This window comes from Haloferula helveola (assembly GCF_037076345.1).
Lineage (GTDB): Bacteria > Verrucomicrobiota > Verrucomicrobiia > Verrucomicrobiales > Akkermansiaceae > Haloferula > Haloferula helveola.
The window spans coordinates 2,295,927-2,321,507 of the sequence record NZ_AP024702.1 but is presented as its reverse complement, the minus strand read 5'-3'; the positions used below and the strand labels follow the sequence as shown (position 1 = coordinate 2,321,507).

General features: G+C 62.5%; 18 protein-coding genes and 1 pseudogene. 7 read left to right on the top strand and 12 right to left on the bottom strand.

The genetic code is table 11. The features are described from left to right. Window positions 1–76: 76 nt before the first annotated feature. Window positions 77–1,483 (top strand): sulfatase, encoded by a 1,407-nt coding sequence (locus HAHE_RS08470; protein ID WP_338690170.1) that lies wholly within the window; start codon window positions 77–79, stop codon window positions 1,481–1,483. A 301-nt stretch (window positions 1,484–1,784) separates the two neighbouring features. Next, window positions 1,785–3,911 (top strand): hypothetical protein, encoded by a 2,127-nt coding sequence (locus tag HAHE_RS08465; protein WP_338690168.1) that lies wholly within the window; start codon window positions 1,785–1,787, stop codon window positions 3,909–3,911. 724 nt (window positions 3,912–4,635) lie between these two features. On the opposite strand, the gene HAHE_RS08460 is transcribed toward HAHE_RS08465, so the two are convergent. Beyond that, a complete protein-coding gene (locus tag HAHE_RS08460; protein WP_338690166.1) occupies window positions 4,636–5,328 on the bottom strand; it encodes an ion transporter in 693 nt (230 codons plus the stop codon). 372 nt (window positions 5,329–5,700) lie between these two features. On the opposite strand from HAHE_RS08460, the pseudogene HAHE_RS21730 reads away from it, so the two are divergent. Then, window positions 5,701–6,510, top strand: a pseudogene (locus HAHE_RS21730) (IS5 family transposase); the annotation flags it as partial. A 62-nt stretch (window positions 6,511–6,572) separates the two neighbouring features. Here the strand turns inward: HAHE_RS21730 and HAHE_RS08445 are convergent. From HAHE_RS08445 to HAHE_RS08405, 9 genes are all read right to left on the bottom strand, one after another. Beyond that, window positions 6,573–8,228 carry an ABC1 kinase family protein gene (locus HAHE_RS08445; RefSeq protein WP_338690165.1) on the bottom strand — a complete coding sequence of 552 codons (1,656 nt, stop codon included), beginning with the start codon at window positions 8,226–8,228 and terminating at the stop codon, window positions 6,573–6,575. Between the two features lie 271 nt (window positions 8,229–8,499). After that, entirely contained in the window at window positions 8,500–9,894 is a 1,395-nt protein-coding gene (locus tag HAHE_RS08440) for a DUF1552 domain-containing protein (RefSeq protein WP_338690164.1), read from the bottom strand. A gap of 4 nt (window positions 9,895–9,898) precedes the next feature. Further along, window positions 9,899–12,961: a DUF1588 domain-containing protein gene (locus tag HAHE_RS08435; protein WP_338690162.1), complete on the bottom strand. Its 3,063-nt coding sequence runs from the start codon at window positions 12,959–12,961 to the stop codon at window positions 9,899–9,901. A 194-nt stretch (window positions 12,962–13,155) separates the two neighbouring features. Beyond that, entirely contained in the window at window positions 13,156–14,544 is a 1,389-nt protein-coding gene (locus HAHE_RS08430; protein WP_338690160.1) for a DUF1552 domain-containing protein, read from the bottom strand. After that, window positions 14,534–17,611, bottom strand: coding sequence for a DUF1588 domain-containing protein (locus HAHE_RS08425; RefSeq protein WP_338690158.1), 3,078 nt, complete (start codon window positions 17,609–17,611; stop codon window positions 14,534–14,536). The genes HAHE_RS08430 and HAHE_RS08425 overlap by 11 nt, the downstream gene beginning before the upstream one ends. 144 nt (window positions 17,612–17,755) lie before the next feature. Continuing rightward, a complete protein-coding gene (locus HAHE_RS08420) occupies window positions 17,756–18,907 on the bottom strand; it encodes a permease (protein ID WP_338690156.1) in 1,152 nt (383 codons plus the stop codon). 68 nt (window positions 18,908–18,975) lie between these two features. Further along, window positions 18,976–19,293 carry a heavy-metal-associated domain-containing protein gene (locus HAHE_RS08415; RefSeq protein ID WP_338690154.1) on the bottom strand — a complete coding sequence of 106 codons (318 nt, stop codon included), beginning with the start codon at window positions 19,291–19,293 and terminating at the stop codon, window positions 18,976–18,978. Window positions 19,294–19,313: 20 nt separating this feature from the next. Next, window positions 19,314–19,937 (bottom strand): hypothetical protein, encoded by a 624-nt coding sequence (locus tag HAHE_RS08410; protein ID WP_338690152.1) that lies wholly within the window; start codon window positions 19,935–19,937, stop codon window positions 19,314–19,316. 89 nt (window positions 19,938–20,026) lie between these two features. Further along, on the bottom strand, window positions 20,027–20,371 hold the full coding sequence (locus HAHE_RS08405; RefSeq protein ID WP_338690150.1) for a hypothetical protein: 345 nt from the start codon (window positions 20,369–20,371) through the stop codon (window positions 20,027–20,029). 157 nt (window positions 20,372–20,528) lie between these two features. Here HAHE_RS08405 and HAHE_RS08400 point away from each other — a divergent pair, with 157 nt between their 5' ends. The 4 genes from HAHE_RS08400 to HAHE_RS08385 all read left to right on the top strand — a co-directional run bounded on the left by HAHE_RS08400 (window position 20,529) and on the right by HAHE_RS08385 (window position 23,870). Then, window positions 20,529–21,896 carry a right-handed parallel beta-helix repeat-containing protein gene (locus HAHE_RS08400; protein WP_338690148.1) on the top strand — a complete coding sequence of 456 codons (1,368 nt, stop codon included), beginning with the start codon at window positions 20,529–20,531 and terminating at the stop codon, window positions 21,894–21,896. Window positions 21,897–21,983: 87 nt separating this feature from the next. Beyond that, window positions 21,984–23,121 (top strand): peptide chain release factor 2 gene (prfB, locus tag HAHE_RS08395; protein ID WP_338690146.1). Its coding sequence is split into 2 segments (ribosomal slippage): window positions 21,984–22,067 and window positions 22,069–23,121, totalling 1,137 coding nucleotides; the frame shifts between segments, so codons are not numbered across the junction. A 166-nt stretch (window positions 23,122–23,287) separates the two neighbouring features. Beyond that, complete coding sequence (locus HAHE_RS08390; protein ID WP_338690145.1) at window positions 23,288–23,476, top strand: hypothetical protein; 189 nt, start codon at window positions 23,288–23,290, stop codon at window positions 23,474–23,476. After that, window positions 23,418–23,870: a nucleotidyl transferase AbiEii/AbiGii toxin family protein gene (locus HAHE_RS08385; protein ID WP_338690143.1), complete on the top strand. Its 453-nt coding sequence runs from the start codon at window positions 23,418–23,420 to the stop codon at window positions 23,868–23,870. Before HAHE_RS08390 ends, HAHE_RS08385 begins: the two co-directional genes overlap by 59 nt. A gap of 3 nt (window positions 23,871–23,873) precedes the next feature. Here HAHE_RS08385 and HAHE_RS08380 read toward each other — a convergent pair whose 3' ends face one another. Together HAHE_RS08380 and HAHE_RS08375 are read right to left on the bottom strand one after the other, a co-directional pair. Beyond that, window positions 23,874–25,136, bottom strand: coding sequence for an MFS transporter (locus HAHE_RS08380; RefSeq protein ID WP_338690140.1), 1,263 nt, complete (start codon window positions 25,134–25,136; stop codon window positions 23,874–23,876). Continuing rightward, the gene (locus tag HAHE_RS08375; protein ID WP_338690137.1) at window positions 25,129–25,578 is read right to left on the bottom strand and encodes a GNAT family N-acetyltransferase; all 450 of its coding nucleotides are present in this window, start codon (window positions 25,576–25,578) and stop codon (window positions 25,129–25,131) included. Before HAHE_RS08375 ends, HAHE_RS08380 begins: the two co-directional genes overlap by 8 nt. Window positions 25,579–25,581: the final 3 nt, after the last annotated feature.

The following is a 25,581-nucleotide window of genomic DNA, read 5'->3' as shown; positions in this document are numbered from 1 at the left end:
GCGTTGCCTGCCGACGTAGCGGAACAGCGCCGAGCGGTCGTTTCATCCCTCGCGTCCGCGAGCCCCATCCATCGCCATGATCCTTCGTATTCTCGCTGCACCGCTCTCCTTGCTCCTCGTGCTTGCCGCTCCGGCACTCGCGGCGGAGAAGCCGAACATCCTGTTCATCTACCTCGATGACTTCGGTTGGAAGGACACCGGATACATGGGGTCGGACTTCTACGAGACGCCGGTTCTCGATGGCCTTGCCAAGGGCGGCATGGTCTTCACCAACGGCTACTCGAACGCTGCCAACTGCGCTCCGGCCCGCGCCTGCCTGTTGAGCGGTCAGTACACGCCGCGCCACCGGATCTTCAATGTCGGGACGAAGCCACGGGGCAAGGCGGAGTTCCGCCGTCTGAACGTTGCGCCGGGGACCTCGGTGCTCGACGACGGCATCGTGACCTGGGCCGAGTCGCTGAAGAAGGCGGGCTACCGCACGGGCATGTTCGGCAAGTGGCACCTCGGGCCGGATCCGACGACGCAGGGATTCGACGTGGCGGTCGAGCATCAGAAACTCCCGGGCTTCAAAGGTCACTACGGACCCGATGGAGAGTACCTCGCCGACGCGCTCACCGACCGGACGATCGAGTTCATCAAGGACAGCAAGGACGGCCCGTGGTGCGCCTACCTCGCCCACTTCGGAGTCCACACACCCTTGCACCCGAAGAAGGACCTGCTTCCGAAGTACGAATCGAAGAAGCCGGGCAAGCTGCATGACCACGTGGTGATGGCGACGATGATCCAGGCGATCGATGACAGCGTCGGACGTCTGGTCAGCGAACTCGAGCGACTCGGCGAGCGCGACGACACCGTGATCGTCTTTTCCTCCGACAACGGCGGCTATGGTCCGGCGACTGACATGGATCCGCTGTGGGGCTACAAGGGGACCTACTTCGAAGGCGGCATCCGGGTGCCGTACTTCATCCACTGGCCGGGTGTCGTGGAGCCGGGCAGCCGATCGGACGCGCCGATCATCGGCACCGACATCTACCCGACCTTCTGCGAGATCGCCGGTGTGCCATTGCCCGACCAGCCCGTCGACGGCCGCAGCCTCGTGCCGATCCTGAAGGGTGAGAAGGAGAGCTTCGGCGAGCGTCCGATCTTCTGGCACTTCCCGGCCTATCTCCAGAGCTACAGCATTTACGGCGAGCAGCGGGATCCGTTGTTCCGCTCGCGGCCGGTCTCGGTGGTGCGTGTCGGTGATTTCAAGCTGAAGCAGTACTTCGAGGACGGAAAGGTCGTGCTCTACAACCTGAAGGACGACATCCGCGAGCGGAAGGACCTCGCCGCGGAGATGCCGGAGAAGCGCGACGAGCTGCTCGGCATCCTGCGCGACTGGCAGAAGAAGTCGGACGCCCCGACCTCGCTCACCACGAATCCGAAGTTCGACGAAAAGGCCGAACGCAAGGCGATCGAAAAGGCACTTGGCAAGGCGAAGTGAGGTGGAGATGAGATCACTCAAGTAGCGTATTTCCGTCTAACAGACACCTTTGGGCGACTTCCCTGCGGGGAGAGCATCGCGGGGATTTCGATCGCATTCAGTGATGCGAAAATCGGACTCAATGATCTCGCTATCAGTGACTTGGGTGTCATTGGCGTAGGCGGCAACCTGCCCCGGAATCGCATTTTTGAAATTTCCCCGGGTTTGGGGCGTTTATCGTGCGATGGTGCAGGCCGGGACCGCAGGATTGGCGGTTTCGGCACACCCACCCCGACAACCCATGCGGATTGCAGCGATGAACATGAGACTGATTCGAAACCTCCTGGTTGCAGGAGCCGTCACGACCCTTGGAGCGCCGAACCTTTGGGCGAAGAAGAAGGCGGAACCGGGAGTCGTCCTCAGCGAGGCCGGCCAGAAGCTCGAGGAGAAGTATGCGAGTTACCTCGAGACCCTGAGGAAGGAGATCATCGGGGCGTTGCCGAAACTCGATGCCGGCGACCAGTCGGCCTACCTGAAGGCCCGCGAAGCCGAGGTCGTCGCGACCAAGGAGCTCGATGCCGCCAAGGCGCGCATGGGTGAGGTTGGCAAAGCGCAGGGACTCGTCGGTCACGCCAAGGGCAAGTGGATCGGGGGTGCCGACAAGGGCATCGCTGCGGCGAAGGAGAAGCTCAAGAAGGCGAAGACCGCCGATGAGAGGGAAGCGGCGAAGAAGGACCTCGCGCACTGGGAGCAGAACCGTGAGGAAGGCGTCGCGGCGCTCAAGGAACGGCAGGCTCTGCTCGACAAGGCGCTCAAGGAACGGCCGAAGGTCGAGAAGGCGGCCAAGGAAGCCGAGAAGGCGGTGGCCGATGCGAAGGCGGCGACGGTGAAGGCGATCAAGGACCTCGGACTTCAGGATCTGCTCTCCAGCGACAAGCTGGATGCCAAGCTGGCGGGCTTTGTGGTGCTGACGGAAGCGAGCCCGAAGGGTCTTGCCGGATTTGCGCAGCAGGGCGAAGCGCAGCAGGAGCTGGTCGAGCTGATGTTCGCCGATGGTGATCTGCTCGTTCAGATGGCGGTCGCCGATGGCGCCGCGGGCGGCAAGTACGGCCGTGCGATGGAGATCTACCGCGACATCCGGAAGGCCTCCGACAAGGCCGGCGAGGGCACCCTTCAGCGCCTCGCGCTTGCGGTCGCGCTCGAACACGCCGAGCCGGTCGCACAGCGCAATGCGGTCGACGCCAAGGACGCGCCGTCGCACGTCGATCCGGTCGAGCGTTACCTCCACTTCGAGAAGGCTTTCCTCAACGACGAGCTCGATCCCGCATTCAAGGACCTGACCGTTTGGGACTACCGCATGGTGGTCGATGGCGAGGAGCCGAACGACGTCCTCGCGTGGGGCCGTGAAATGCTTCGCAACTACCGCCCCGACCAGGTGACCAAGCCGGACTACCGGTGGCGCTACGTCGAGATCGTCCGCAGCGACATCCGCTACGGCTCGGAGGACAACAAGTACGACCGCGACGATCTGCAGTTCTTCCAGAACATCCTCAAGAACGGCGGCATCTGCGGCCGACGCGCGTTCTTCGGCCGCTTCACGCTGCGCGCCTTCGGGATTCCGACCACCGCCCGTCCGCAGAAGGGCCACGCCGCCCTCGTTCACTGGACGCCGGAAGGCTGGGTGCCGTGCCTTGGTGCCGGCTGGGGCAGTGGCTGGACGAAGACCCGCTACAACAAGGACCTCGACTTCCTCGCCAACACCCAGGCCCGTGCCACGGGTGAGCCGTTCATGAAGGTCAAGCGCGCCCAGTGGATCGGCGACGTGATGGGCGAGCCACGCGTGTTCGGATTCCTCTCCGGTGATCCGAAGTTCTGGTACGGCGTCTCGCTTTACGTGCAACAATCGATCATCGAGGCCGCCAAGTCGAAGACGCTCGACGCCGTCGGCCAGGACATCGCCGAGGCCAACGTGACCAAGGAAGTGATCGAGATCACCGATGTCGAGCTGACCGATGCGGACCGCCAGCCGACCGTCGATAGTGATGGCGTCATCACGATCCCGGCCGCCGCCACCAGCAACCCGACGAAGAGCACCGGCAAGATCATCTTCATGGACAGCACGCTCGGCGGGAAGCAGCTGCACTACAGCCGCAACGGCGGCAGCCAGCCGTTCGAGTACACCTTCGACGCTCCGGCGGCGGGCAAGTATGAGATCACCGCGCGGATCGTCACCCCGAGCTGGCAGCAGAGCCTGCTGGTGACCGTCAACGACTCGAAGGAGCAGGCCGAGATCGAGTTGCCCCACACCGTGGGCCTGTGGGGCGAGACCGCTCCGGTTGTGATCGAGCTGAAGAAGGGCAAGAACGTCCTCCGCTTCAGCCGCCAGAGCGCCGGCAACGAGAAAGGCTTCTCGGTGAAGGACTTCACTCTGACTCCGGTCGGCAACTGATCGGACGTCTGATTCTCAAACGACGAGGGGCGGCAGCGATGCCGTCGCTAGCGGTTTGCTTTGTCCCGGAGCCGGCTGAGGAATTCTCGATGAAGAGATTGAACTGCGAAAATCGCGAATGGCCGCGAAATCTTTTGGAACAAGCGTGCCTCCTAGTTTCTGAAGTTTGCATCCTTTCGCGATTCACTGGAAGCTCCTGACCTTATCCTGATCCGGTTGTGGTCACTCGCGGTTCCGCGCCTGTGACATTTCGAAGTATGCTCTAGGATTTCGGACCGGGCTCGTCCGGAGAAGTCTCAAGGCTCTTGGGATCTGGGTTGCGCGGAGGAGGCTTCAACCCCCAGCCGAGAAGACTCCCCGCCATTCCGATTCCGAATCCCACCCATCCGACGGTTCGCGTGACGATGGAGAACCAACTGAGCGCGATCAGGACAGTTCCAATCGCCCACAAATACCAAGCGATGCGCTGACAATTCACTTTAGCGATGAGGTGGTGTGCGCAACCCGTGCGCCATCGACAACTCGATCAGGTTCGGCTTCGGGTGACGAGTTCGATCCTCCGCCGACCCGCTCCGCTGGGGGAGTATTTGACCGGCAACGAACCGAGGGACTACGTGACAGGGTCTGTGAAGACGCTCTCCTGTCCGCGGCCCGGCGGGCAGAGCAAGCGGATTGCCTATGTTGCCGCATTCGCGGTGGTAGTGTTCAACACGTGAAGCCTCGGTTATTCCGTCTCGCGCGCCTTTGACAGCGCCGATGCGAACAGGCCGGTGGGCACTGCGACGATTCCGAGGCCGACAATCAAGACGAAGAACGTGAAAACCCGACCTCCGACGGTCACCGGGTGTACATCGCCGTACCCGACTGTTGTCAGGGTCGCTACTGACCACCACAAGGAATGGAACACCGAGCCGAAAGCTTCTGGCTGAGCGTCCCTCTCAAAGTAGTAGATTCCTACAGCCGATAGGTACAGAACGATTAACGCTGTCGCGCCAAACAAAACCAACTCCTCACGGGCGATCAGAAATGCGCGGTGGAATCGTTGCATAGCCGAGCTGTAACGGGCGAGCTTGAGAAGCCTGAACAAGCGAAGCAGTCTGAACGCTCGAATCGACCGCAGATCGAAGCCTGTTGCCAGATAGAAGGGAAGAATGGCGAGTAGATCGACAATGCCAAAGAACGATAGCGCATAGGATAGTCTTGGCCGCCCGAGGAGGAGCCTGAGGAGATACTCCAGGGTGAAAACCGTAACGGAACCAACCTCGAAAATCCGGAGTGGCGGCTGCCATCCCTGAGGTATGCCGGGAAGGGTCTCGATCGCGAAAGCGATCAAATTCAGGACAATCAGCGCCTGTATCAGGAAGTCCCAAGAACCAAACGATACTCGGCCTTTGTCGTCATGCTGGATCACGTTCACCCTTTCTGTTAGCCCTTGAAGCTGTGCCGATAGTGGCTAACCGCCACACCGCGCACCACAATCAAGCCGCTCCCGACCTCCGCGGCAAGACGGCATGAATATCGAGGCTCGCGGGCGACGGAGGCGGAAGTTCGGATCGCGCGATCTATCCGCGTTCCCATCTGGCAGTGACGGGGTGATCCGTCATTTCTCGGTTTGAACTCCGTCGGGAAGGCCTCAATTTCCTCTCGCCAAATTTGGCGTTGGGATGGGCACCGATGTGTGTGGTGATGTGAGGCTCGGTGGATGCATATGGGTCAGCAAAAGGTGGCTGCAGACCGGATATACTCTAGGATCTGTTCACGAATTAAATCTGTACTTTTCCTGAAGCGTTTGTTTCAAGCTTCGGATGCCAGCTGGACATCCTCGAAGCATGATCACCGACGAGATTTGGGAGCAGATTGAAAGTGCTCTGACCAAGGCGAAGCATTCGCGTGCGGGAGCTCCACCGGCCATGAGTGATCGCGAATTCATGGAGGCGGTTCTTTATCTGAACCGGACAGGTTGCCCGTGGCGCGATCTACCTCCTGAACTGGGCTATTGGCATGCCGTCTACATGCGTTTCCGGCGGTGGCAGGAGCGTGGTGTGTGGAAGCGCCTTTGGCAGGAAATGCAAGGCGGGCACTTTGCCGGAGCTCGTGAACTGATGATGGACTCCACCACAGTCCGAGCTCATCAGCATGCGGCCGGAGCGCCAAAAAAAACTCTTCCGATCAGGCTCTCGGACGCTCTCGAGGGGGATTGAGCACCAAGATTCACGCAGCAACCATTGATGAGAACTGTAGCGTGGCGCTGCATCTTACCCCTGGCCAGGCCCATGATGGCAGGCAGTTCGAGACACTCTTCGAAAGCCTCCAGCCGGAGAACGTTCTGGAAGCAGCCATGCTCGACAAGGGTTACGACGCCAATCGCATCCGCGAGCGCCTGAACTTCGAGGGCATTGAAGCGGTGATCCCGCCGATCAACTCAAGGGCAGGCGTCATCCGGTATGACCGGAATCGCTACCGCCGCCGAAACCGGGTCGAACGGTTCTTCAACAAGATCAAACACTTCCGACGCATTGCCACGCGCTACGACAAGCTTTCTCAGACCTTTTTCTCTGCGGTCTATCTGGTAGCGGCATTCATCATCGCACGCAATTCGTGAACAGATCCTAGTGGACCTACGACTGTCGCTCCATTGATGGGCAACCTATCGGCCGCCGATCACCCGCCCTTCTCGTTGCCGAACAGGATGCGCCCGACGACGATCAGGCCGCCGATGGCGGCGATGAGGAAGAAGATGATCGCAAGCCCGGGGTAGCCCATGAGGGTGAAGCTGGATTCGATGCCCATCAGCATCGAGGCGCCGACGATCAGCGCGGCAAGGATGAGGCCGACGGTGATCCGGTTGGCGACGCGGTGGAAGCCGAGCAGCAACTGCTTCTCATCGATCGCGTCGACCTGGATCTTCAGCTCGTTCTGCGCGACCATCTCCAGGGTCCGGTTGATCCGTGACGGGGTCTCCAGAAGCATTTCCTTCATGTCCGAGAAGTGGCTCAAGAGGCTTCCGAGAGAGAATTCCTGATCGAGGTTCTTGCGGGAGAGTTCGGACAGGTGACGGCGCAGGCTGGCGTCGGGGTTGAACTGCGGAGCCAGGTGTTTGCCGATCATGTCGAGGTTGAGAAGCATCTTGCCGATCATGAACAGCGACGACGGGATGCGCAGGCCGTTGCGACCGCAGATCTCGGTGATGCTCATGACCATGGTTCCGACCTGGAGATCTTCGATGCTGGTCGACTGGCGGGACTCGACGAGCTCCTCCATCTCTTCCTTGAAGCTGGCCGGGTCGAATCCCTCCTTCGCGCGACCAAGACGGAGAGCCACCTTGGTTGCATCGGTGCCTTTGCCGTCGGCAACGGCGCCGAGGAGCTGGATGAGCAGGTCACGGGTTCCGTCCGAGACCGTGCCGACCATGCCGAGGTCGATCAGGGCGAGCTGGCGGTCGCGGGTCAGCATGACATTTCCCGGGTGGGGATCGGCGTGGAAAAAGCCATCGACCAAAATCTGCTGCAGATAGGCTTCGAAGAGTTTCTCCGCCAAAGCTTCGCCATCGAGCTCGGTCTTCACCACGCCCGCGACCTCGGTGACCTTCGTACCGTGGATGCAGTCCATGGTCAGGACGCCCATCGAGCAGTAATCGCGGATCGGGGAAGGCACGACGATCGCATCGATGGCCTTCAGGTTCTTGGCGAGGCGCACGAGATTCTCGGCCTCGGCCTGGTAGTTCAGCTCGCCGACAATCGCCTTGCGGAACTGGGTGACCATGAGGTCGATGTCGTAGGTCCGCCCCATCTTCGTGTGCTCGCAGAGGAAGTCGGCGATGTTCTGGATCGCATCCAGCTCACTGACGACCCGCTCGCGAATTCCGGGGCGCTGGATTTTCACGACCACCTCGGGCCCGCCCGAGCGCAGCGTGGCGCGGTGGACCTGTCCGAGAGACGCACAGGCGATCGGCCGTTCCTCGAAGTGATCGAAGAGCCGTTCGATCTTGGCGCCGAGTTCGGTCTCGATGCGCTCGCGGATCGCGTCGAACGGGACCGGTTCGACGTCATCCTGGAGTCGCTGCAGGGCGGTGGTCCATTCGGGAGGAAGCAGGTCGGAGCGGGTGGACAGGAGTTGGCCCAGCTTGACGAAAGTCGGCCCGAGCTTTTCAAGGTCCGAGGCGAACTCCTCGGCGCTTTCGCTCGGTGCGATGTCGTCGTCGAAGCCGAGGTGCTGGGCCACCTGGTCCCGGTCGCGGGAGATCTTCGGCAAGTACTTCAGAAGCAGTTTGCCGACATCCTTGTAAGTTGCTGCGCGTTCGAGTGTGTGGGAGTCCATGCGATCCTTTTCGCATCGCGGATGCCAAAGGCGGGATCAGGGCGGCTTGGACGGGAAGATCGCGGAATTCCTTGGGATTTGGGGGAAGGACCCGCGGCAAGAGGCGCCGGAGACGGGTGCTGCAGGTCGCAGAATTGAATCCTGCGATTGCAGAATGCACGGGGAGGCCGCAGGGAGGCCGGCGAAGGGCGGTGCGGTGGACGGGGGAAGTTGATCCGGACCCGAGGGGGTCCGGATTGGAGAGAGGGCAGCAGGATGCAGCCCCTCCTTGTCAGCTCATGAACTGCTGGATGGCGCCGAGCTGATCGAGCTTCTTGCGGGACATGTCGAGGTCGAGGTCGCCGTAGTGCTTGATCGGATTGCCGTGGGCGTTGAGCAGGGTGGTGTACCAGTTGCCGAGCGACTTGTGGCCTTCGGTGGCGTGGTAGGGGAGTCGGATGTAGCGGCCGGCGATGTCGAGGTTGCACTTGTCGCCGGAGAGCACGACGAACGGCGCTTCGGTGCCGTGACCGTGGTGGGTCTCGCCGCCTTCCGGGAAGTACATGATCATCGTGTTGTCGAACATCGTGCCGTCGCCTTCGGGCTCCGCCTTGAGGCGCTCGACGATGCGCGCGACCTGCTTCATGTGGCCGATGCGGATCGTCTCGCGGATCTTGTCGGCGGGGACACCGCTGTAGCCGCCGTTGTGACCGAGTTCGTGGATGGAGATGCGGTCGCCCTCGTTGCCTTCGAGTCCGCGGATCGGGGTGGAAAGCTCGTCGATCGTGTAGGTCACCACGTTGGTCAGGCCGGTGATCATGGCCGAGATGAGAATCTCGGTCATGGCGTCCTGCTTCTCAGGGGTGGAGGCGTTCAGCCCTCCGTCGGCATGCACCTTGTCGATCTCGGGAAGGTGCTTGGCGATGTTGCCCGAGATCTTCGCAAGCTCCTTGTTGCGCTTGCGGATCGACTCAATGGAGTCGACGTGGTTGCTGAGTTTGAGCTTCTCGTATCCCTCGAGCACCTTCGCCTTGAAGTTCTCGTCACTCTGAAGGAACTGCAGCATCGCGTTGTCCGAGTTCATCGCCTCGGGATTGGTGACGCACTTGAACAGCTCGTTGTAGGCGGTCTGCGGATCGGCGTAGCAGTAGTTGCGCTGCTGCGGCCCGGAGGCGGAGTAGCCGGAAACGATGCCGGTACGGAACTCGTTGTAGTTACCGGTGAGGGAGAGCTCGACGTGGCCGAACGGTGAGGGGCTCAGCTTCGCGAGTTCGAAGTCGATGGTCGCCCGCTTGATCCCGCTGAGCGAGTTGCGGTTCGATTTGTAGCAACCCATCACCGATGAGTAGGAGAAGTGGCCGTTCTCGCTCATCTTCGACGACAGCCCCTGGAGGATGGTGAGGTTCGACTTGTGGGCATCGAGTCCCTTGAGCCAGTCCGGGAGTTCATGTCCGTCGAGGTCGACCTCGAGTGCCTGCTTGCGCTCGTCGAGCTCCTTGTCCTTTGCCGAGAAGGTCGGCAGGGCGAGCTCAAGCGGGCGCAGGCCGTTCGACTTGCGGATGAAGATGAAGCGCTTGGGGAATCCCGTTGCGGCGGGTCCTTCGACCAGGGCCTTGAGCGATGGCGTGAGCGAGAGCGCGCCGGCGCCCATCAGCGAGGTTCTCAGGAAGTCTCTTCTCGAGGTCATGGTCTCAGTTCTTGGTGGAAATTCGGTAGAGGAAGGAATCGGAAGTCAGCAGCGAAACGATCACGGCATCGAAGCTGCCTCCGGATTCGAGGTAGGCCTGGTCGGCATCGATGAGCGTCTTCGAGTCGGACAGCGTTTCGTTGCGGCCCATGAAGTAGCGGAAGGCGTGACGGATGATCGACTGGCGGACGCGGTCGGACTTGGCGAGACGCCGGGCCAGTTCGATGCCGTCCTCCACCTCTCCGTCGAGTTCCGGATCATCCGTGCCCTCGAGTCGGCCCGTCGAGACCACCGGCAGGGTCTTGTAGATGTCCCGCAGGTCTTCGTAGGCCTGTCCCTTGTCCGGGCGCTTCTCAATCAGGTTGTCGGGATGCTCGAGGAATTCCTCCATGCGGTAGCGGCCGAAGTCGTCGTACATCTCGAACGCGTTCCCCAGCGGGTTCATGTGTTCGTGGCACTTCCAGCAGTAGGCCTCCTCGGTCCTCTCGGCGAGGCGGGTGCGCATGGTCTTGGTATGGTCTTCGGGCACCACCGCATCCACCGTGATCGGCACGTCGGGGATCGTTCCTGCCAACAGCTTCTCGCGGATCCACTTTCCGCGGTGGATCGGATCGGTCTCGGTATTGCGGGCGAAGGCGATCAGCCATGCCGGGTGGGTGAGCATCCCGCTGCGGTGCTCGACCTTCGCAGGCTGGTTGGTCGGATAGTCCCAGTTGATGAGGTCGATGTTGTAGGATTTCGCCACCTCTTCGCCGGTCAGGGAAAAGCCCGTCCGGGTGCTGGCGTTGCCCGGTCCGTGGGCGGGGAATGAAACAAAGGGAGCCGCGGCTTTCTCGCCGTTGTCGAGACGCAGGCTGAAGCTTTCCATCGCGGTCTTGAAGGCACGCAGCGAATTCTGCCGGCCCTTGTCCTTGAATCCCTGCTTCGCGTTCACGCCCCGCATCTCGACCTCGTTCAGGAAGTCGACGTGCTTCTCGAGATCCTCGTTCTCGAAGTTCCTCCAGTCCGTGTCCTTGAAGTGATCGTAGATCTTGCGGATGCGCTCCGACGAGGCGGTCATCGCTTCGTTGTCACCCGAGTGGAACACGTAGAACTCCTCGGTGGTCAGGAGTTTCTCGAACACCTTCTCGTCGCCGATGAGGATGTGTTCCACCAAGCGGTCGGCTTCGGCCACCATCCGGTATTTCGAGTTCTCGTAGTTGCCACCGAAACGCTTGTTGTCCTTGAAAATGGACAGCATCTGCGGGTAGCCGAAGAACTCGCGGAAGAAGCGCAGCTTGCGGATGGGCAGGTTTGTGAAGTTGGCGGTCCGGTTCTGCCGTTCGACGGCCTCGTCGATGATGTAGTACTGGTCACGCTTGCTGAGCAGGCGGGTCACCTCGCGCTTGTAGTCTTCGCGACTCCGCAGCTCGCCGTTCTCCGCCGCTTCGAGCAGTTCCGCGTCCGGGCTGCTGTCGGTCAGTGCGTAGGAAATCGCGTAGGCCGCGTCGCGCGGGGACATCATCCGCCGGCCGTGCTCATCCGCTTCGCCGACACCGAATTCCGAGCGGTAAACGAAGTCGGAATTGAGGATGAGCGTTTCGATCATCTTCTCGACCGCGCCCCGGTTCCCCAGCGACCCGATGTAGCTTTTGGCCAGATTGAAATTCTCGACCGCATCCTGCGGGCTCGGCTCGCGTTCCAGGATTTCGTGGAAGAGCTCCAGCACCAGCGTGCCGATCTGTTCGTCGTCGGCCACGCCGCCCTCCACGCGCTTCTTCTCGAATCCCTGTTTCCAGTCCGCCACGCACTTGCTGATGATCGCCTGATAGGTGTCTCCCTCCTGCCGGTGCTTCACGATGGTGCTGCGGATGATCTCCATCTCCTCGTCGCTGCGGGGCTTGTAGACGGGCGGCTTGTTCTTCTGCGCGTAGTTGTACTTCACCATGGATTCCCGCCAGCTATCGAAATAGTTGTGCAGGAAGGTGACGCGCATGGTGATCTGCCGCTCGGAGTGGCCGTAGTTGAACCACTCGCGCTCGCAGGCGCGGATGAGGGCGGGATCGTCCCGCGCCGTGTCCTGATGCTTCAGCACCGTGTGATACATCAGCTTCATCTCCTCGTTCCCGAGGTTCGCCGAATGGAGGCCGGCTTTCTTCACGTCCTCGGACTCCTCGACCGGTTCCACCTCGACGGGAACGAATGCGGGCAACAACTCCTGGTGCCGGCGTTCGTCATAGATGTCAGCGAGCAGCTGATCCATGAAGTCGGTGAGGAACCGCTCGCGCTCGGCCAGCGTCTGCTCGTCCTCCCACTCCTGCTTCATGATCGCATGGACGGCCGGGAACACATTGCCGCGATTTCGCTCCGCCAGATACATGATGTAGGCGGAAGCCTCGCGGGCGTTCGTCAGCATCGTCAGCAGATGTCCGCCATCGAGCGTCGTGTTGTCGTAGTAGCGCACGCCACTGTCCGTCGGCAGAAGGAACGGGTTGGTCAGGTTCACGCCCCGACGGTTGTTGTCGCCGATGACCCGAACCCGTTTGCCGTCGATCGTGCGATTCGGATCGTACCTCAGCAGCCGGTTGAATTTGGCATCGAAGATGTACTCGCTGATCAGCCAGCGGCGGTCCGGAGTGGCGCCGTTGAGGTCGGCGTAGTCGCCGGAGAAGAGTTTCTGGTGATCGACGTAGTTGCCGTACGCCGGCATCTTCAGCTTGGCGCCGAGCTTCTCGGCATCGTGTGCCTTCAGGTCCTGCGCGATCCACGCGATCAGCTTGTCGCGCTCTTCCGCCGACGGCTGGTCGTCCTCGTCCTTCGGCGGCATGTGCTCGAGGTAGGCCTGCTCGTGCATCCGGTTGAAGAGGTCGAGGCGTTCATCGAGCGGAAGCTCGGTGAGGTTATCGAGCCGGATGTCGCCCTTGGTGGTGCCGTTGTCGTGGCACTTCCAGCAGTAGTCCTCGAGCAGGTACTCGATCTCCTGCGGCATGTTCAATGCCGTCGGTTTCGCCGATTGGGCGATCAGTCCCGGGCCGGTCAGGCAGAGCAGCGAGCCGGCGAGGCAGGTGGTGGCGGGAATCGAGGTCATGCGCGTCGGGCCGCGGGTGGGACCGGATTCCCCCGGAGTACAAGGGTCTCGCCCGGCCGTGGTGGCAGATTCTGCGCCAAGCTACGGTCGGGAGAAGGCTGCTGTGTCGCGGATTTGCGAAAAGAAGCCGCTTATTTAAGCACGCGCTAACTCCAAGAGCGTTGAAGAGGGCGGCAGGATGCAGCCCCTCCTTGTCAGCTCATGAACTGCCGGATGGGGCCGAGCTGATCGAGCTTCTTGCGGGCCATCTCGAGGTCGAGGTCGCCGTAGTGCTTGATCGGGTTGCCATGAGCATTGAGCAGGGTGGTGTACCAGTTGCCCAAGGTCTTGTGACCGGCGACTCCGAGGACCGGGAGGCGGACATAGCGGCCGGCCATGTCGAGGTTGCAGTTGGCGCCGGACATGATGACGAAGGGCGACTCGAGACCGATGCCGTGGTGGGTCTCCCCGTTCTCCGGGAAATACATCACCATGGTGTTGTCGAACATCGTGCCGTTGCCCTCGGGCACCTGCTTGAGCTTCTCGACGATCGTCTTGATCTGGTTGACGTGGCTGATCCGGATCTGCTCGCGTGTCTTCCATGCCGGCACTCCGCCGAAGGCTTCGTCGTGGCCGAGCGGGTGGATACCGACGCGGTCGGTTTCGTTGCCGGGCAGTCCGGTGATCGGCGTGCCGAGGTCATCGATCGTGTAGGTCACGACGTTCGTCAGGCCGGCCTTCAGCGCCGCGATCAGCACGTCGGTCATCGCCGCCTGCTTCTCGGGCGTGCTGGCGTTCGGGCCGCCATCGGCGTGGACGGATGGAAGTTCGGGCAGGTGATCGGCGAGCGTTCCGGAGAGCTCGATGAGCATCTTGTTGCGCTGGCGGATCGCTTCGATCGATTCGACCTGCATTTCCTGGCGCTGCTTTTCGTGGCCGGCGATGCCGCTGGCCTTGAGACCTTCCTTGCCCTGCAGGAACGACAGCATGTCGTTGTCGGAGTTCACCGCTTCGGGATTAAGGACCGACTTGAAGAGCTCGTTGCGCGCGGTTTCCGGATCGGCGTAGCAGTAGTTCCGCCGCTGCGGTGCCGGCGCCGAGTAGCCCGACACGATCCCGGTGCGACCTTGGGCGAACGACAGCTCGACATGGCCGAAGGGTGAGGGGAACAGCTTGGCGAGTTCGAAGTCGACCGTCGTGCGCTTGATGGCGCTGAGCGTGTTGCGGTTCGACTTGAAGCAACCCATCACCGACGAGAACGAGAAGTGGATGTTCTCGCTCATCTTCGCCGAGAGGCCCTGGAGAATGGTCATGTTCTCCTTGTGCTCGTCGAGGCCGCGCAGCCAGTTCGGGAGCTCGTGCTTGTCGAGATCGACCTCCAGCTGCTGCTTGTTCTTGTCGAGGTCCCTCTCCTGGTTCGAGAAGGTCGGAAGCGCCACTTCGAGCGGGCGGATGCCGCTCGACTTGCGGATGAAGATGAAGCGCTTGGGAAAGCCGGTGGCCGCGGTGGCGGGAGCCGCGAACAATTGATTGAAGGACGGGAAGAGCGTCATGGCGCCCGCTCCCAGTCCCGACATCTTGAGGAAGTCTCGTCTATTGGTCATCGGTCTCGTGGTCTTTGGCTTTGCGGTAGATGAAGGAATCGGAGGTGAGCAGTGAAACGACGACTTCATCGAAGCTTCCGCCACTCTGGTCGTAGGCCTTCTCGGCGTCGATCAGTGTTTTGGAGTCGGAGAGCGTTTCATTGCGGCCCATGAAATATCGGAAGGCGTGGCGGATGAACGACTGGCGGACGCGTCGCGACTTCGAAAGGCGATCGGCCAGATCGACCGCGCCCTTCAGATCGCCGTCGAGAGACTCGTCCCCGGTGCCGTCGAGATGGCCGGTCGAATCAACCGGGAGCGTCTTGTAGAGGTCGCGCAGGTCCAACAGGTGGTCGCGGTCCTTGGGCTTGTCCGGCCGCTTCTCGACGAGGTGTTCCGGGTACTCGAGGAACTCCTCGGTGCGGTAACGGCCGAAGTCGTCGTACATCTCGAAGGTGTAGCCGAGCGGGTTCATCCGCTCGTGGCAGTGCCAGCAGTTCTTGTTCTCGGTGGCGCTGACCAGCCGTGCGCGAAGCGTCGCGTTGTGGTCTTCCGGAATCTGGGCGTCGACCGTGATCGGGACGTCCGGAATGGTGCCGGCGAGCAACTTCTCGCGGACGAACTTGCCGCGGTGGACCGGGTCGGTCTCGGTGTTGAAGGCATGGGCGACGAGCCATGCCGGGTGGGTCAGCATGCCCTTGCGGTTGGCGACCTTCATCGGCTGGTCCGGCGACCAGTCCCAGTCGTCCTTCCGGTAGCCCCACAGTTTGGCGACGTTCTCGCCGGGCATGAAGTCCGACCCGTAGCCGCGGTAGAGGTCGAAGGGCGGAGCGTGTTTCTGGCCCTTGTCGAGGCGGGCGGTGATGGAGGTCAGCGACTTCTTGAAAAGCTTGAGACCGTCGCCCTGGCGGTTGCCGGACTTCAGATTGTCCGGGTTGATGCTGCGCATCGGCTCCTCCCGCAGGAACTCCTTGTGCTTCTCGAGTTCCGGATAGCCGAAGTCTTCCCAGCCGGTGTCCTTGAAGTAGGCGTAGATGCGCTTGATCTTCTCGGAAGCCTCACGCATCCGCTCGTTGTCGCCGTCGTGATAGACGTAGAACTTCTCGGTGCCGACGAGTTCCCCGAAGACGTCCCGGTCCTGCTTGAGGATGTACTCGACGAGTCGGTCCGCCTCGCTGACCAGACGGTTGGTGGACTGGTCCAAGCGGTCGCCGCCGAAGCGCTTCTCGTCCTTGAAGATCTTCAGCGCCTTCGGGTAGCCGAAGAACTCGCGGAAGAAGCGCAGTTCGCGGATGGGAAGGTCCGTCGTGTTCTCGTTCCAGTTCTTGTCCTCAAGGACGGGGTCGATGAGCGTGTGGACATCGCGCCGGGCCAGCATGCGGCGGATCTCGCGTTCGTAGTCCTCGCGGGTGCTGAGCCTTCCCTCGCGGGCGGCAGCCACCAGCTCCTCATCCGGACTCTGGTCGGTCAGCGCGTAGGCGATGGCGTAGCTGGCGTCGCGTGGCGACAGCATGCGACGGCCGAACTCGTCCGGCTTGCCGGCTCCGAACTCGTTTCGGTAAGCGAACTCGCTGGAGAGGAAGAAGGTCTGGATCAGCTTCTGCACCGCCTTCCGGCGGCCGAGCTTCTCGATGTAGGACTTGGTAAGTGCGACGTAGTCGGCGGTTTCTTCCCCGGTCGGCTCCCGCTCGAGGATCAGGGTGGAGAGCTGCGAAGCCAGTTCGGCGAGCAGGCTGTCGGTCGGCGGTCCGGCGTCGATACGCTCCTGCTCGAAAGACTGCTCCCACTCGGTCATGCACTTCTCGATCAGGGTCGAGTAGTGGTCGCCCTTCACGCGGTGTTTCAGGATCGCCGCGCGGATGGCTTCCATCTCGGATTCCTCGAGGGGTTCGTAGACGACCCGCTTGATCTTCTGTCCCGACTTTTCGGCGATTTCCCGGAACTCGGGGACATATTCCCGGAGCAGGGCCATCCGGCTCTGGATCGTGCGCTCGTGGTCGCCGCGGTAGAACCAGATCCGTTCGCAGAACTCGCGGAATTCGTCATCGCTGAGATGCGCGAATTCCGGGTCCGACAAGGTGTGATAGACGAGACGGTCGGCCTCCAGCTTCTTGAGCATGTTGGTCGAGACGTTCATCGGCGCCTTCTTGTACTTCTCCCCGTCCTTCAGCGTCGGCAGCGGCTTCAGCTTCACCGGCACGAACTCCGGCAGGAGGGCCTCATGCCGGTCGCCATGGACCTCTTCGCAGATCCGGGCGACGAAGTGGTCGAGGAACTCGCGGCGTGAGGCGAGCGTGGCCATGTGGGATTCCTCGAGAGCCATGATCTCGGTGATCGCCGGAAGGTAGCGGCCGCCGCGTTTGGGAACGTGGACGTCGGTGATGAACTCCGAGACCTTCTGCGCGTTGGTCAGCATCGCCGAAAGATGACCGCCGGTCAGGTCCTCGTTGGCGTAGTAGCGGACGCCGACCGTTTCGGGCAACAGGAACGGATTCGCCAGCGAGACGTCGCGGATCTTCTTGCTGCCGACCACGTCGATCCGCTGCTTTCCGCGCGACACCTTGGTTTGGACCTCGAGGATCCGCTGGAACTTGGCATTGAAGATGTACTCGCTGATCAGCCAGCGCCGGTCCGGAGTGGAGGGCTTGAGGTCGGCATGCTCGCCGGAGAACAACTTTTCGTGGGAGACGTAGTTGCCGTAGGCCGGCATCTTCAGCTTGGCGCTGAGCTTCTCGGCGTCGTGGATCTTCAGGTCCTGCGCGATCCACGCGATCAGCTTCTTGCGCTCTTCGGCCGACGGCTGGTCGTCCTCGTCCTCCGGAGGCATGTGCTCGAGGTACGTCTGCTCGTGCATCCGGTTGAACAACTCGAGGCGGTCGCCGAGAGGCATTTCGGTCAGGTTGTCGAGCCGGACGTCACCCTTGGTGGTGCCGCTGTCGTGGCACTTCCAGCAGTAGTCCTCGAGCAGGTACTCGATCTCCTGGGACATCGTCAGGGCTGCCGGATCCGCCGATTGGGCGAGAAGGCCCGTGCCGGTGAGGCAGAGCAGCGAGCCGGTGAGGCAGGTGGTGGCGGAGAGCGAAGTCATGCGCGTGAGGCCGCGGGTCGGACCGGAATCCCTTGGAAATCGGGAAGTCTGCCCGCCTAAACCGGCAGTTTCTGAGCCAAGCTACGCTCGGAAATCCGAAGCTGTGTCGCTTTTTTGCGGATACAATCCGCTTATTTCGGGCGATTACGCGCCGTAGTGATTGAGCAGCCAGGAAATCGCCAGAACTTGGGGCGTGGTTAGCAGCGGAAGGGCGAAGGTGGCCTTCCACGACTTGGTGGTTTCCTTGAGCGCCATGATCTCCGTGTAGTCGGTCGCGGCTCCGGCCATGAGGAAGGTGAAGGCATTGCCCGGGGCGCCGGCACGGTTCAGCAGGTCGGCGGCGATCGGGCTCGATCCTTCGGAGCAGACCTCGATGACGGTGGTCGCGGCCAGCGTCAGCAGTAGGCCGATCATCGTCGGGCCGAAGTATTCTGAGAAGATGGCATCGGGAACAAAGGCGCGGATGGCACCGGCCATCGCGATCCCGAAGAAGATCCAGCGAAGGATCATCTTCGACTCGCTGAGGCCGTCCCGGACGATCCGCTTCAGGTTGCCGTCGCCGGGGCGGATGCCCGCCCATGCCTCCTGGAGGCCGTCGCGCAGCCGGTAGCTGCCGTCGACTTCGATCTCGTGCGGATTTTCCGGCAAGGCCCCGCGCTTGACCAGAATGTCGGCAACCCAGCCCGCGATGATGCCGATCACCATCGAGAGCGCGACAAAGGCCAGCGTCCACTTCAGGCCGATCAGACCGATCAGAATGAGGGTGAGCGAGAGCGAGTTCCACGGACTCGAGACGAGGAAGGCGATCGTTTGTCCGAGCGATGCGCCTTTGCGGTAGAGCTGCATCCCGACCATCAGGATGCCGTGGTTGCAGAGGTCGAGCAGCGTGCCGGCGAGCGTGGCGCGAACAATGCCGCCGGTGGTGCCGCCTTTGCCGAGAAGCTTCGCGACGACCTCCTTTGGGACCTGGCCGAGGATGCCGACGGCGGCGATCCCGATCAGGATCCCCCACCATGCCTTCGACATCAGCTCCCACGAGCCGTGGGAAAAGGTGTGCCACCATCCCGGTCCACCTCCGATGAAGTGACCGGCGATGCCCGCCGCGACGAGGACCATCGAACCCCACAGCAGCCAGTCGATTCTGCTTTTGCTGCCACAGCACGAGTCGTCCGAAGCGGGGTCATCGTGACCGGCGTTGCCGCCGCAACACGATGGTTCCGGTTCCTTTTCGGTGGAACAGCAGTCCGGCTTCTTGTCCTCCGGTTCCGGAGATTTGGATCCGCAGCAGTCGCTCATTCAGGCAGGTGGAGCAAAGCCCCGTCGGGCAGGCCCCGCAAGCGCGGGACCGCCGACAGGGCCATCGATCATTTCTTCTTCGCCTCGTCGAAGGCGGTCTTGACGCGGTCGATCTTCTTCAGATCGAAGCCGGATCGCGCGATGTATTCGCGGATCTCCTTATCGGTCACCGAGGCTCCCTTCTTTTCCTCGAGGAGGACCAGCTTGCGGTCGAGGTCGACATGGACGTCGGACACGGCCGGGTGCTTCTTGAAGTGGGCGATGATGCCTTGGGCGCAGAACGAGCAGACCATCCCGTGGACGGTGGCCTTGACGGTCATGACCCGTTCGGGCGAGGCGTGCAGCGGCAGTGCCGCGAGCATGCCGAGTGCGATCAACAGTTTCATGATGTGGTTCGGGTTCGGGTTCAGAAGTGGACCATGAAGCTCAGGCTGGGTTCGCCATCCAGCGAGCAGCCGAGTTCCAGGAAGTAGTTGTCCTTGAAGAGTCGAACGTAGGGAACGACATCGAGGTCGTCCCGCATGCCGCTCACGTGCTCGAAGCGGACGATGAACCATGTGTTGAGTTCATCGAAGTCCGCCTCGTAGGGCGCGAAGCCCACGGATGCCGCCGTCCAGCCGCGGCTCACGTCTTCGGAACCGATCAGCTTGGTTTCGAAGGCGGTGTAGATACGGCGGGTCTCGTAGTCGGCCCGGAAGAACCCGATGCCGGCCGGAGCCCAGCTGTCGCCCTCGCGCAGGGCACCGCCGGCGCCGAGCCCGACGTAGACGTTCGCCTGTGCGGAAGGCAGGTTCCAGCGCTTGAGCAGCCAGTTGTGCTGGATGCCCGCGAAGAGATCGGTGTCGCGATCGTCCTCGAAGCGCATGACGTGCAGTCCGAAGGCCTCGCGAGCGGTGTAGGAATGGTAGAGCTCCAGATTCTGGACGGATTCGGTGCCGCCGAGCATGAGCTGGTAGGCCCCTTCGTAGCTGACCGGGTGCGCCGAGGCGGCCCCGGCGAGCAGGGCCGGAATGAGATAAATTGATTTCATGATGGAAGGTGTTTGGTTTCGCCGGAATCCCATTCGGGGAGTCCGGATGCAATGCGGTGAGGTCGGATCGCGGTTCGGACCGCGCCGCCTCAATGCAACCAAGCCATCAGGACCGACCGGTATGCCGCCGGTGGTGCGCGGGGGCCGACGAACGGCCGCGGAATGAAGACCTGCGGCGGAGCCACGACATGTCGGAATGTCGTCCGGGCTTCGGGGCTGCCCGGGCAAGCGGGACACTCGGTGCCCGGACTGAAAAGCAGGGGCTCATCCGGGGTGTCCGGCTGGTCGATCGAACAAGGGCAGGAATCATCCGAACCCGAATCGCCGCAGCAGCAACAGGACTCCCCGCAGGCGGGGTCCGTCGCGAAGGCACGCTCCGGCAATGCCACCACCAGGGTGAGCAGCATGAGGAGTGTGCCGGCGAATCGACGCATGGAGTTAGTCTACCGCAGGCTCGGGATCCTGCAAGACGGCCTTCCGGTGGGGTTTGTATCGGCGCCGAAGGGCGGAATGGGTCGGTCTGCAACTCGGCCGTGGGTAGGCCCGATTTTCGTAAGCTGGAGAGCCCGTGCCGCGTTGGAGTCCGGAAGCATGAGAACCATCTTCGTTACAGCGGTCCTTCTGATTCCGTCCGTCCGGGGAGAACCGGTGAAGTCGGTCGACGCACTCGTCGAAGCCGTGGCGGCCGGAGGGCGGATCGAGGTGGCCGAGGGGCTTTTTGAACTGAAGCAGCCGCTCCGACTTGGAGCCGGAACGCAGTTGGTGGGTGCCGGTAGGGGTAAAACCGTGATCACGGCGGCGGCTGGATGGAAGGCCGATCCGAAGACGCTTCCGGACCCGGAGACGAACCACGCCAAGTTCGACAAGTCCGGCTATCTCCTCCGTCTGGCGGACAAGGCGGAGAAGGTCTCGGTTTCATCGATGACCCTCACCGGTCCGGCAATGCACGGGGCGATCTACGGCTGGGCGAATGACGCAGTGGAAATCCGCGACCTTCTGATCGAGGATTTCATGTACGCCGGCATTCGTACTTACAAGACCTCCAACGCTCGGATCCACGACTGCGAGTTCGTCGACACCGGTGGGCGGTGGGAACGCGGGGCGCCCGGAACCAAAGGAGGGATCACCGGCGGCGGCATCTTCGTGATCTGGATCTCCGACAGCGTGATCTTCAACAACCGGTTCCGTCGGACGAGGGAAGGCCCGGAGCACAACTTTTACGGGATCAAGGGACGGCAGGGGAAGCGGCTGCGGATCCACCACAACACGATCGAAGTGAACTTCTCGATCGAGTTCCCGTTCGAGAACGACGAGGACATCGAGATCGATCACAACGTGCTGAGCGGCACCGTTTCGATCCCGAAGCATGCCGGCGGTCCGGTGCCGGAGAGCGGGCGGACCTTCCGCATACATCACAACTTGTTCCGCGACACCTACTCGATCGAGTTCGTCCGCAACGGCGTGGAGATCGATCACAACCTGTTCGACTTCGATGTCTCGAAGGACCACGGCAACCTGATCAGCGCCTTCGGCAAGGCGCCGGCGGCGGGGCCCGTCCGGATGCACAACAACCTGATCCGCAATCCGGGTCGCGGCGTGATCTGGATGAACGAGCCGTATGCCGGGCTCGAGTTCGTCCACAACGAGGTCCGCTGCGAGACGACCGCCACGCCGCGAACCGAAGGGCTGTTCGGTTTCAATTCGAAGAGCGACTTCGCGACCTATGTCATCGCCGACAACATCATCGAGTGCCGTGGCACGCCGCGTCCCCTGTTCCGGAACGACGAGAGCGCCGGTTCCACGGTGCGCAACAACCGGCTGACGGGGATCACGGATGAAGAGCGCTACGGGAATCCGCAGGGTGATGGTTCGCCGGGGCTTGAGGCACCGCTTGCCTTCGATTGTGGAGTCGATGGCGAGACCCGGGTGGAAGGCTGGAAGGTGAAGGAGCGGGAGTGAGTTGAGCGGGACGACGGGTGCAGGGCGCCGAACCTGATCCTTCTCCCTTGCATTCGCCCCGGGGCTGCCGTTTCCTCCGCGCACCTCATGGCCGAAACACATACTGCCGACCTCTCGACCCTGGACACCGACGCGCTGAGGAAGCGTCTGGGCCAGCTCGGGGGGTATCTTTGACGTCCCGAAGCTGGAACGCGAAATCTCGACTCTCGAGGAGTCGATGGGAGCGCCCGATTTCTGGGACGACCCGAACAAGGCCCGCACCGTCAGCGAGCGGGCGGCCTCGATGAAGAAGAAGCTGGAGACTTTCCGCGGACTCGAATCCGGACTCGACGACGTGCTTGCCGCGATCGAGCTGGCGAAGGAGTTCGACGACGACGACTCGGCCGCCGAGGCGGTCGCGCAGGCGGGGCAACTCGACAAGGACATCTCGTCCTTCGAGCTGGTCACCCTGCTCGACAAGCCGAACGACGGTGCGAGCTGCTACCTGATCATCCAGGCCGGTGCCGGCGGCACCGAGGCCTGCGACTGGGCCCAGATGCTGCAGCGGATGTATGTCCGCTGGGCGGAGAAGAAGGGGTATTCCTGCGAAACGATCGACTGGGAAGACGGCGACGAGGCCGGCCTGCGTTCGGCGACCATCAAGATCAACGGCGAGAACGCCTACGGTTTCCTCAAGAACGAGCGCGGCGTCCACCGTCTGGTGCGGATCTCGCCGTTTGACTCGGCGGGGAAACGCCACACCTCGTTCGCTTCGGTCGACGCGACCCCGGAGGTCGACGACGAGATCAAGATCGAGATCGCCGACAAGGACATCGAGATTTCCTACATGCGTTCCGGCGGCAAGGGCGGCCAGAACGTCAACAAGGTCGAGACCGGCGTGTTGCTGCGCCACTTGCCGAGCGGCATTCTGATCAAATCGACCGCCTCGCGGACGCAGGGCGCCAACAAGGAGCTCGCGTTCCAGATCCTCAAGGCGAAGCTGATGCAGATCGAGGAGGACAAGCGCGCCGCCGCCGCCGAGCAGGCGTACGGCGAAAAGGGTGAGATCGCCTGGGGCAACCAGATCCGCTCGTACGTTTTCCAGCCCTATCAGAAGGTGCTCGACCTGCGCACCGGCGAGGAGACCGGCAACATCCAGAACGTCATGGACGGCGACATCGACGCCTTCATCGAAGCCAAGCTCCGCGGCAAGGTCCGGGTGAAGGGCGCTAAGGACGAGGACTGAGACCCGAAAGGTAGGGACGAGTGCCCTCACTCGTCCGAGGCGTGTCGTGTGCGTGGGAATCCGTTCGCCCGCTCGACGGCCGACCGGGAGAGTCCGATCCTGCCGAGCCTGACTTCGGAGAGGGTGCCAACTCGACAACCCTCCTCACTCAAGTTAGGTTCGATCCATGGAAAAGATCGCGATCAAGCGGGCCCTCGAATCCGAGGGCATCCCTCCGTTGATCGAGGATCGCGATGAGGCGCTGGCAGTCTTCGAGGCGATCCTCAATCGTGGCCGCGCCTTTTACCCGGATGCCGATGAAGCTTCACCCAGACGTTCGCGAATTTGTCGCGTTGTGCCTCTCAAGGAAAGTTGAGTTTCTGATCGTTGGTGGCTACGCGTTGGCGTTCCACGGCGCTCCGCGTTTTACGGAAGACATCGATCTAATGGTGCTGGTCTCGCCCGAGAACGCGGATCGGTTGGAATCCGTCCTCCAGGATTTTGGCTTCGGCGACATCGGTATCACCCGCTCGGACTTTCTCGATGGCGATCAAGTGATCCAACTGGGTCGTGCGCCGAACCGTATCGATCTTCTGACCGGCATCAGTGGCGTCAGCTGGAACGAAGCCTGGAGGTCACGGGTCGGCATGGACCTGGACGGGCTTGGCGTCTTCGTGATCGGGAAAAAGGAACTGGAGAAGAATAAGCAAGCGACCGGGCGACCTCAGGATCTTGCCGATCTGGCCAGGCTGCGACGAGACAAGTCTTGAGCCTCACTCCTCCATCTTCTCCACATCCCGCATCAGCAGCAGGAGGCCGGCAAGGGGAAGCAGGAGGCAGATCGCGAGGCCGGCGGTGTGGCTGCCGGTGAGGTCGCGGAGGAGTCCCATCGGTAGCGGCGCGATGGCGGCGGCGGTCAGCATCACGGTGCCGGCCGATCCTTGCACCGCGCCGAGCCCTTCGCGTCCGTAGAAGCGTGCCCATGTAACGCCGCCCATCACGGCGGAACTTCCGGCGACCGTGCCGAGAAGCAGGATGTAGATCCACAGCATCACTCCGTCCTGAAGCACCTGCGCGAGGCCGAGGCAGAGCATTTCGATCACCAGCAAGGCGCGCAGGATCTTCCTCACACCGAAGCGGTCGACCAGTTGTCCGGTCGCCAGGGTTGTGAGAGCGGCGGAAACGGCGAGCACCGACAGCATTCCGGCGGCGGCTTCGCCGGAGATCCCGCGGTCGGCGAACAGCGAGGCCTGGTGGAAAACGAGGGCGGTGACCGCGAAGGGCGCGGCGGCGAGAGCGATCGCGAGGATCCAGAAGCGTGCGGAGCGGAACACGCGGCGGTCGGGCTTGCGCTTCGGCACCGGCTGCGGTTCGCCATCGCCATCCGGGTGCTGGCCGACTTCCTCCGGGGTGTTGCGGACCAGCAAGGCGGCCACTGCAAGCAGCGCGACGAGCAGGATCCCGCCGATCCAGGCGTAGGTCGCCTGCCAACCGAAGGCGCCGATCGCCGCGAAGCATGCCGGCGGCAGCACCGCGCCGGACAGCGACACGCCGAGTCCCGCCAACGACATCGCGCGGCCCCGCTTGCGGGCGTACCATTGCATCACCAGCAAGCTGCCGAGCAGCACGAGAGTGCCTTGGCCGAGGGCCCGCAGGACCGCGAGCGATACCGAAAGGGAAACCAGCCCAGCACTCAGCGCCATTCCGCCGCAGGCCGCGGCCATGACCACCGCCGACAGCGCCAAAGTACGACGCACACCGTAGCGGTCAGCCGCGCGCCCCGCGAGCGAGGCGACCATCGCGCTGAGCAGGCTGCCCGCGGCGTAGATCCCGGCGAAGGTTCCGCGCGAGATCCCGAAGCTTTCCAGCAGGAACGGTTGGAAGACCGAGAAGGTGAACGACTGTCCCGGACCCGAGCAGAACCCGATCACGAAGGCCGCCGCGATCATGCGGCCGCCGGAGAAGCGGGGAGGGCTCTCGTTCACGCGACGCGCCGTAGGCCAGAACGGCCGGACATGCGAGGGCGGATCAGCCATTTCCGATCCGGCGGCTCATGACGATGTGGGGGAGTCCGATCTCCTCGAACTCCTCTCCTTCGGGCGTGTAGCCGCAGCGTTCGTAGAAACCGCGCACCACCACGCGGGCGTGCAGGGTGAGCAGGTCGAGGCCTTCCGCGGCGAGAATGCGTTCCACCCCCTCAAGCAGCGACCTTCCGAGACCGCGGCCGGCGGTGTCATCGCGGACCCACATCTGCCGGAGCTGAACCGTTCCCCGCTTGCGAGCCACGGCGATCACCCCGGCGAGGATCTCGCCGTCCTGCCGCAGCACGAAGTGGCGCTGGACCTCCTCACCTTCAGTGTCGGTTTCCGAAAGCCGCATCCCGAGCGGCTGGCGCAGGATCCGGTCGCGGAAGTCGAGCACGGTCCGGTAGCCTTCGCTGCCGAAGTCGATTTCCTCGATGACGGGGGGAGTTGGCATTTC

Excerpts from the sequence above, each read along its gene's own strand:
- HAHE_RS08470 (WP_338690170.1), top strand. The coding sequence starts at position 77 with ATGATCCTTCGTATTCTCGCTGCACCGCTCTCCTTGCTCCTCGTGCTT.
- HAHE_RS08465 (WP_338690168.1), top strand. The coding sequence starts at position 1,785 with ATGAGACTGATTCGAAACCTCCTGGTTGCAGGAGCCGTCACGACCCTT.
- HAHE_RS08445 (WP_338690165.1), bottom strand. The coding sequence starts at position 8,228 with ATGGACTCCCACACACTCGAACGCGCAGCAACTTACAAGGATGTCGGC.
- HAHE_RS08440 (WP_338690164.1), bottom strand. The coding sequence starts at position 9,894 with ATGACCTCGAGAAGAGACTTCCTGAGAACCTCGCTGATGGGCGCCGGC.
- HAHE_RS08435 (WP_338690162.1), bottom strand. The coding sequence starts at position 12,961 with ATGACCTCGATTCCCGCCACCACCTGCCTCGCCGGCTCGCTGCTCTGC.
- HAHE_RS08430 (WP_338690160.1), bottom strand. The coding sequence starts at position 14,544 with ATGACCAATAGACGAGACTTCCTCAAGATGTCGGGACTGGGAGCGGGC.
- HAHE_RS08425 (WP_338690158.1), bottom strand. The coding sequence starts at position 17,611 with ATGACTTCGCTCTCCGCCACCACCTGCCTCACCGGCTCGCTGCTCTGC.
- HAHE_RS08420 (WP_338690156.1), bottom strand. The coding sequence starts at position 18,907 with ATGAGCGACTGCTGCGGATCCAAATCTCCGGAACCGGAGGACAAGAAG.
- HAHE_RS08415 (WP_338690154.1), bottom strand. The coding sequence starts at position 19,293 with ATGAAACTGTTGATCGCACTCGGCATGCTCGCGGCACTGCCGCTGCAC.
- HAHE_RS08410 (WP_338690152.1), bottom strand. The coding sequence starts at position 19,937 with ATGAAATCAATTTATCTCATTCCGGCCCTGCTCGCCGGGGCCGCCTCG.
- HAHE_RS08405 (WP_338690150.1), bottom strand. The coding sequence starts at position 20,371 with ATGCGTCGATTCGCCGGCACACTCCTCATGCTGCTCACCCTGGTGGTG.
- HAHE_RS08400 (WP_338690148.1), top strand. The coding sequence starts at position 20,529 with ATGAGAACCATCTTCGTTACAGCGGTCCTTCTGATTCCGTCCGTCCGG.
- HAHE_RS08390 (WP_338690145.1), top strand. The coding sequence starts at position 23,288 with ATGGAAAAGATCGCGATCAAGCGGGCCCTCGAATCCGAGGGCATCCCT.
- HAHE_RS08385 (WP_338690143.1), top strand. The coding sequence starts at position 23,418 with ATGAAGCTTCACCCAGACGTTCGCGAATTTGTCGCGTTGTGCCTCTCA.
- HAHE_RS08380 (WP_338690140.1), bottom strand. The coding sequence starts at position 25,136 with ATGGCTGATCCGCCCTCGCATGTCCGGCCGTTCTGGCCTACGGCGCGT.
- HAHE_RS08375 (WP_338690137.1), bottom strand. The coding sequence starts at position 25,578 with ATGCCAACTCCCCCCGTCATCGAGGAAATCGACTTCGGCAGCGAAGGC.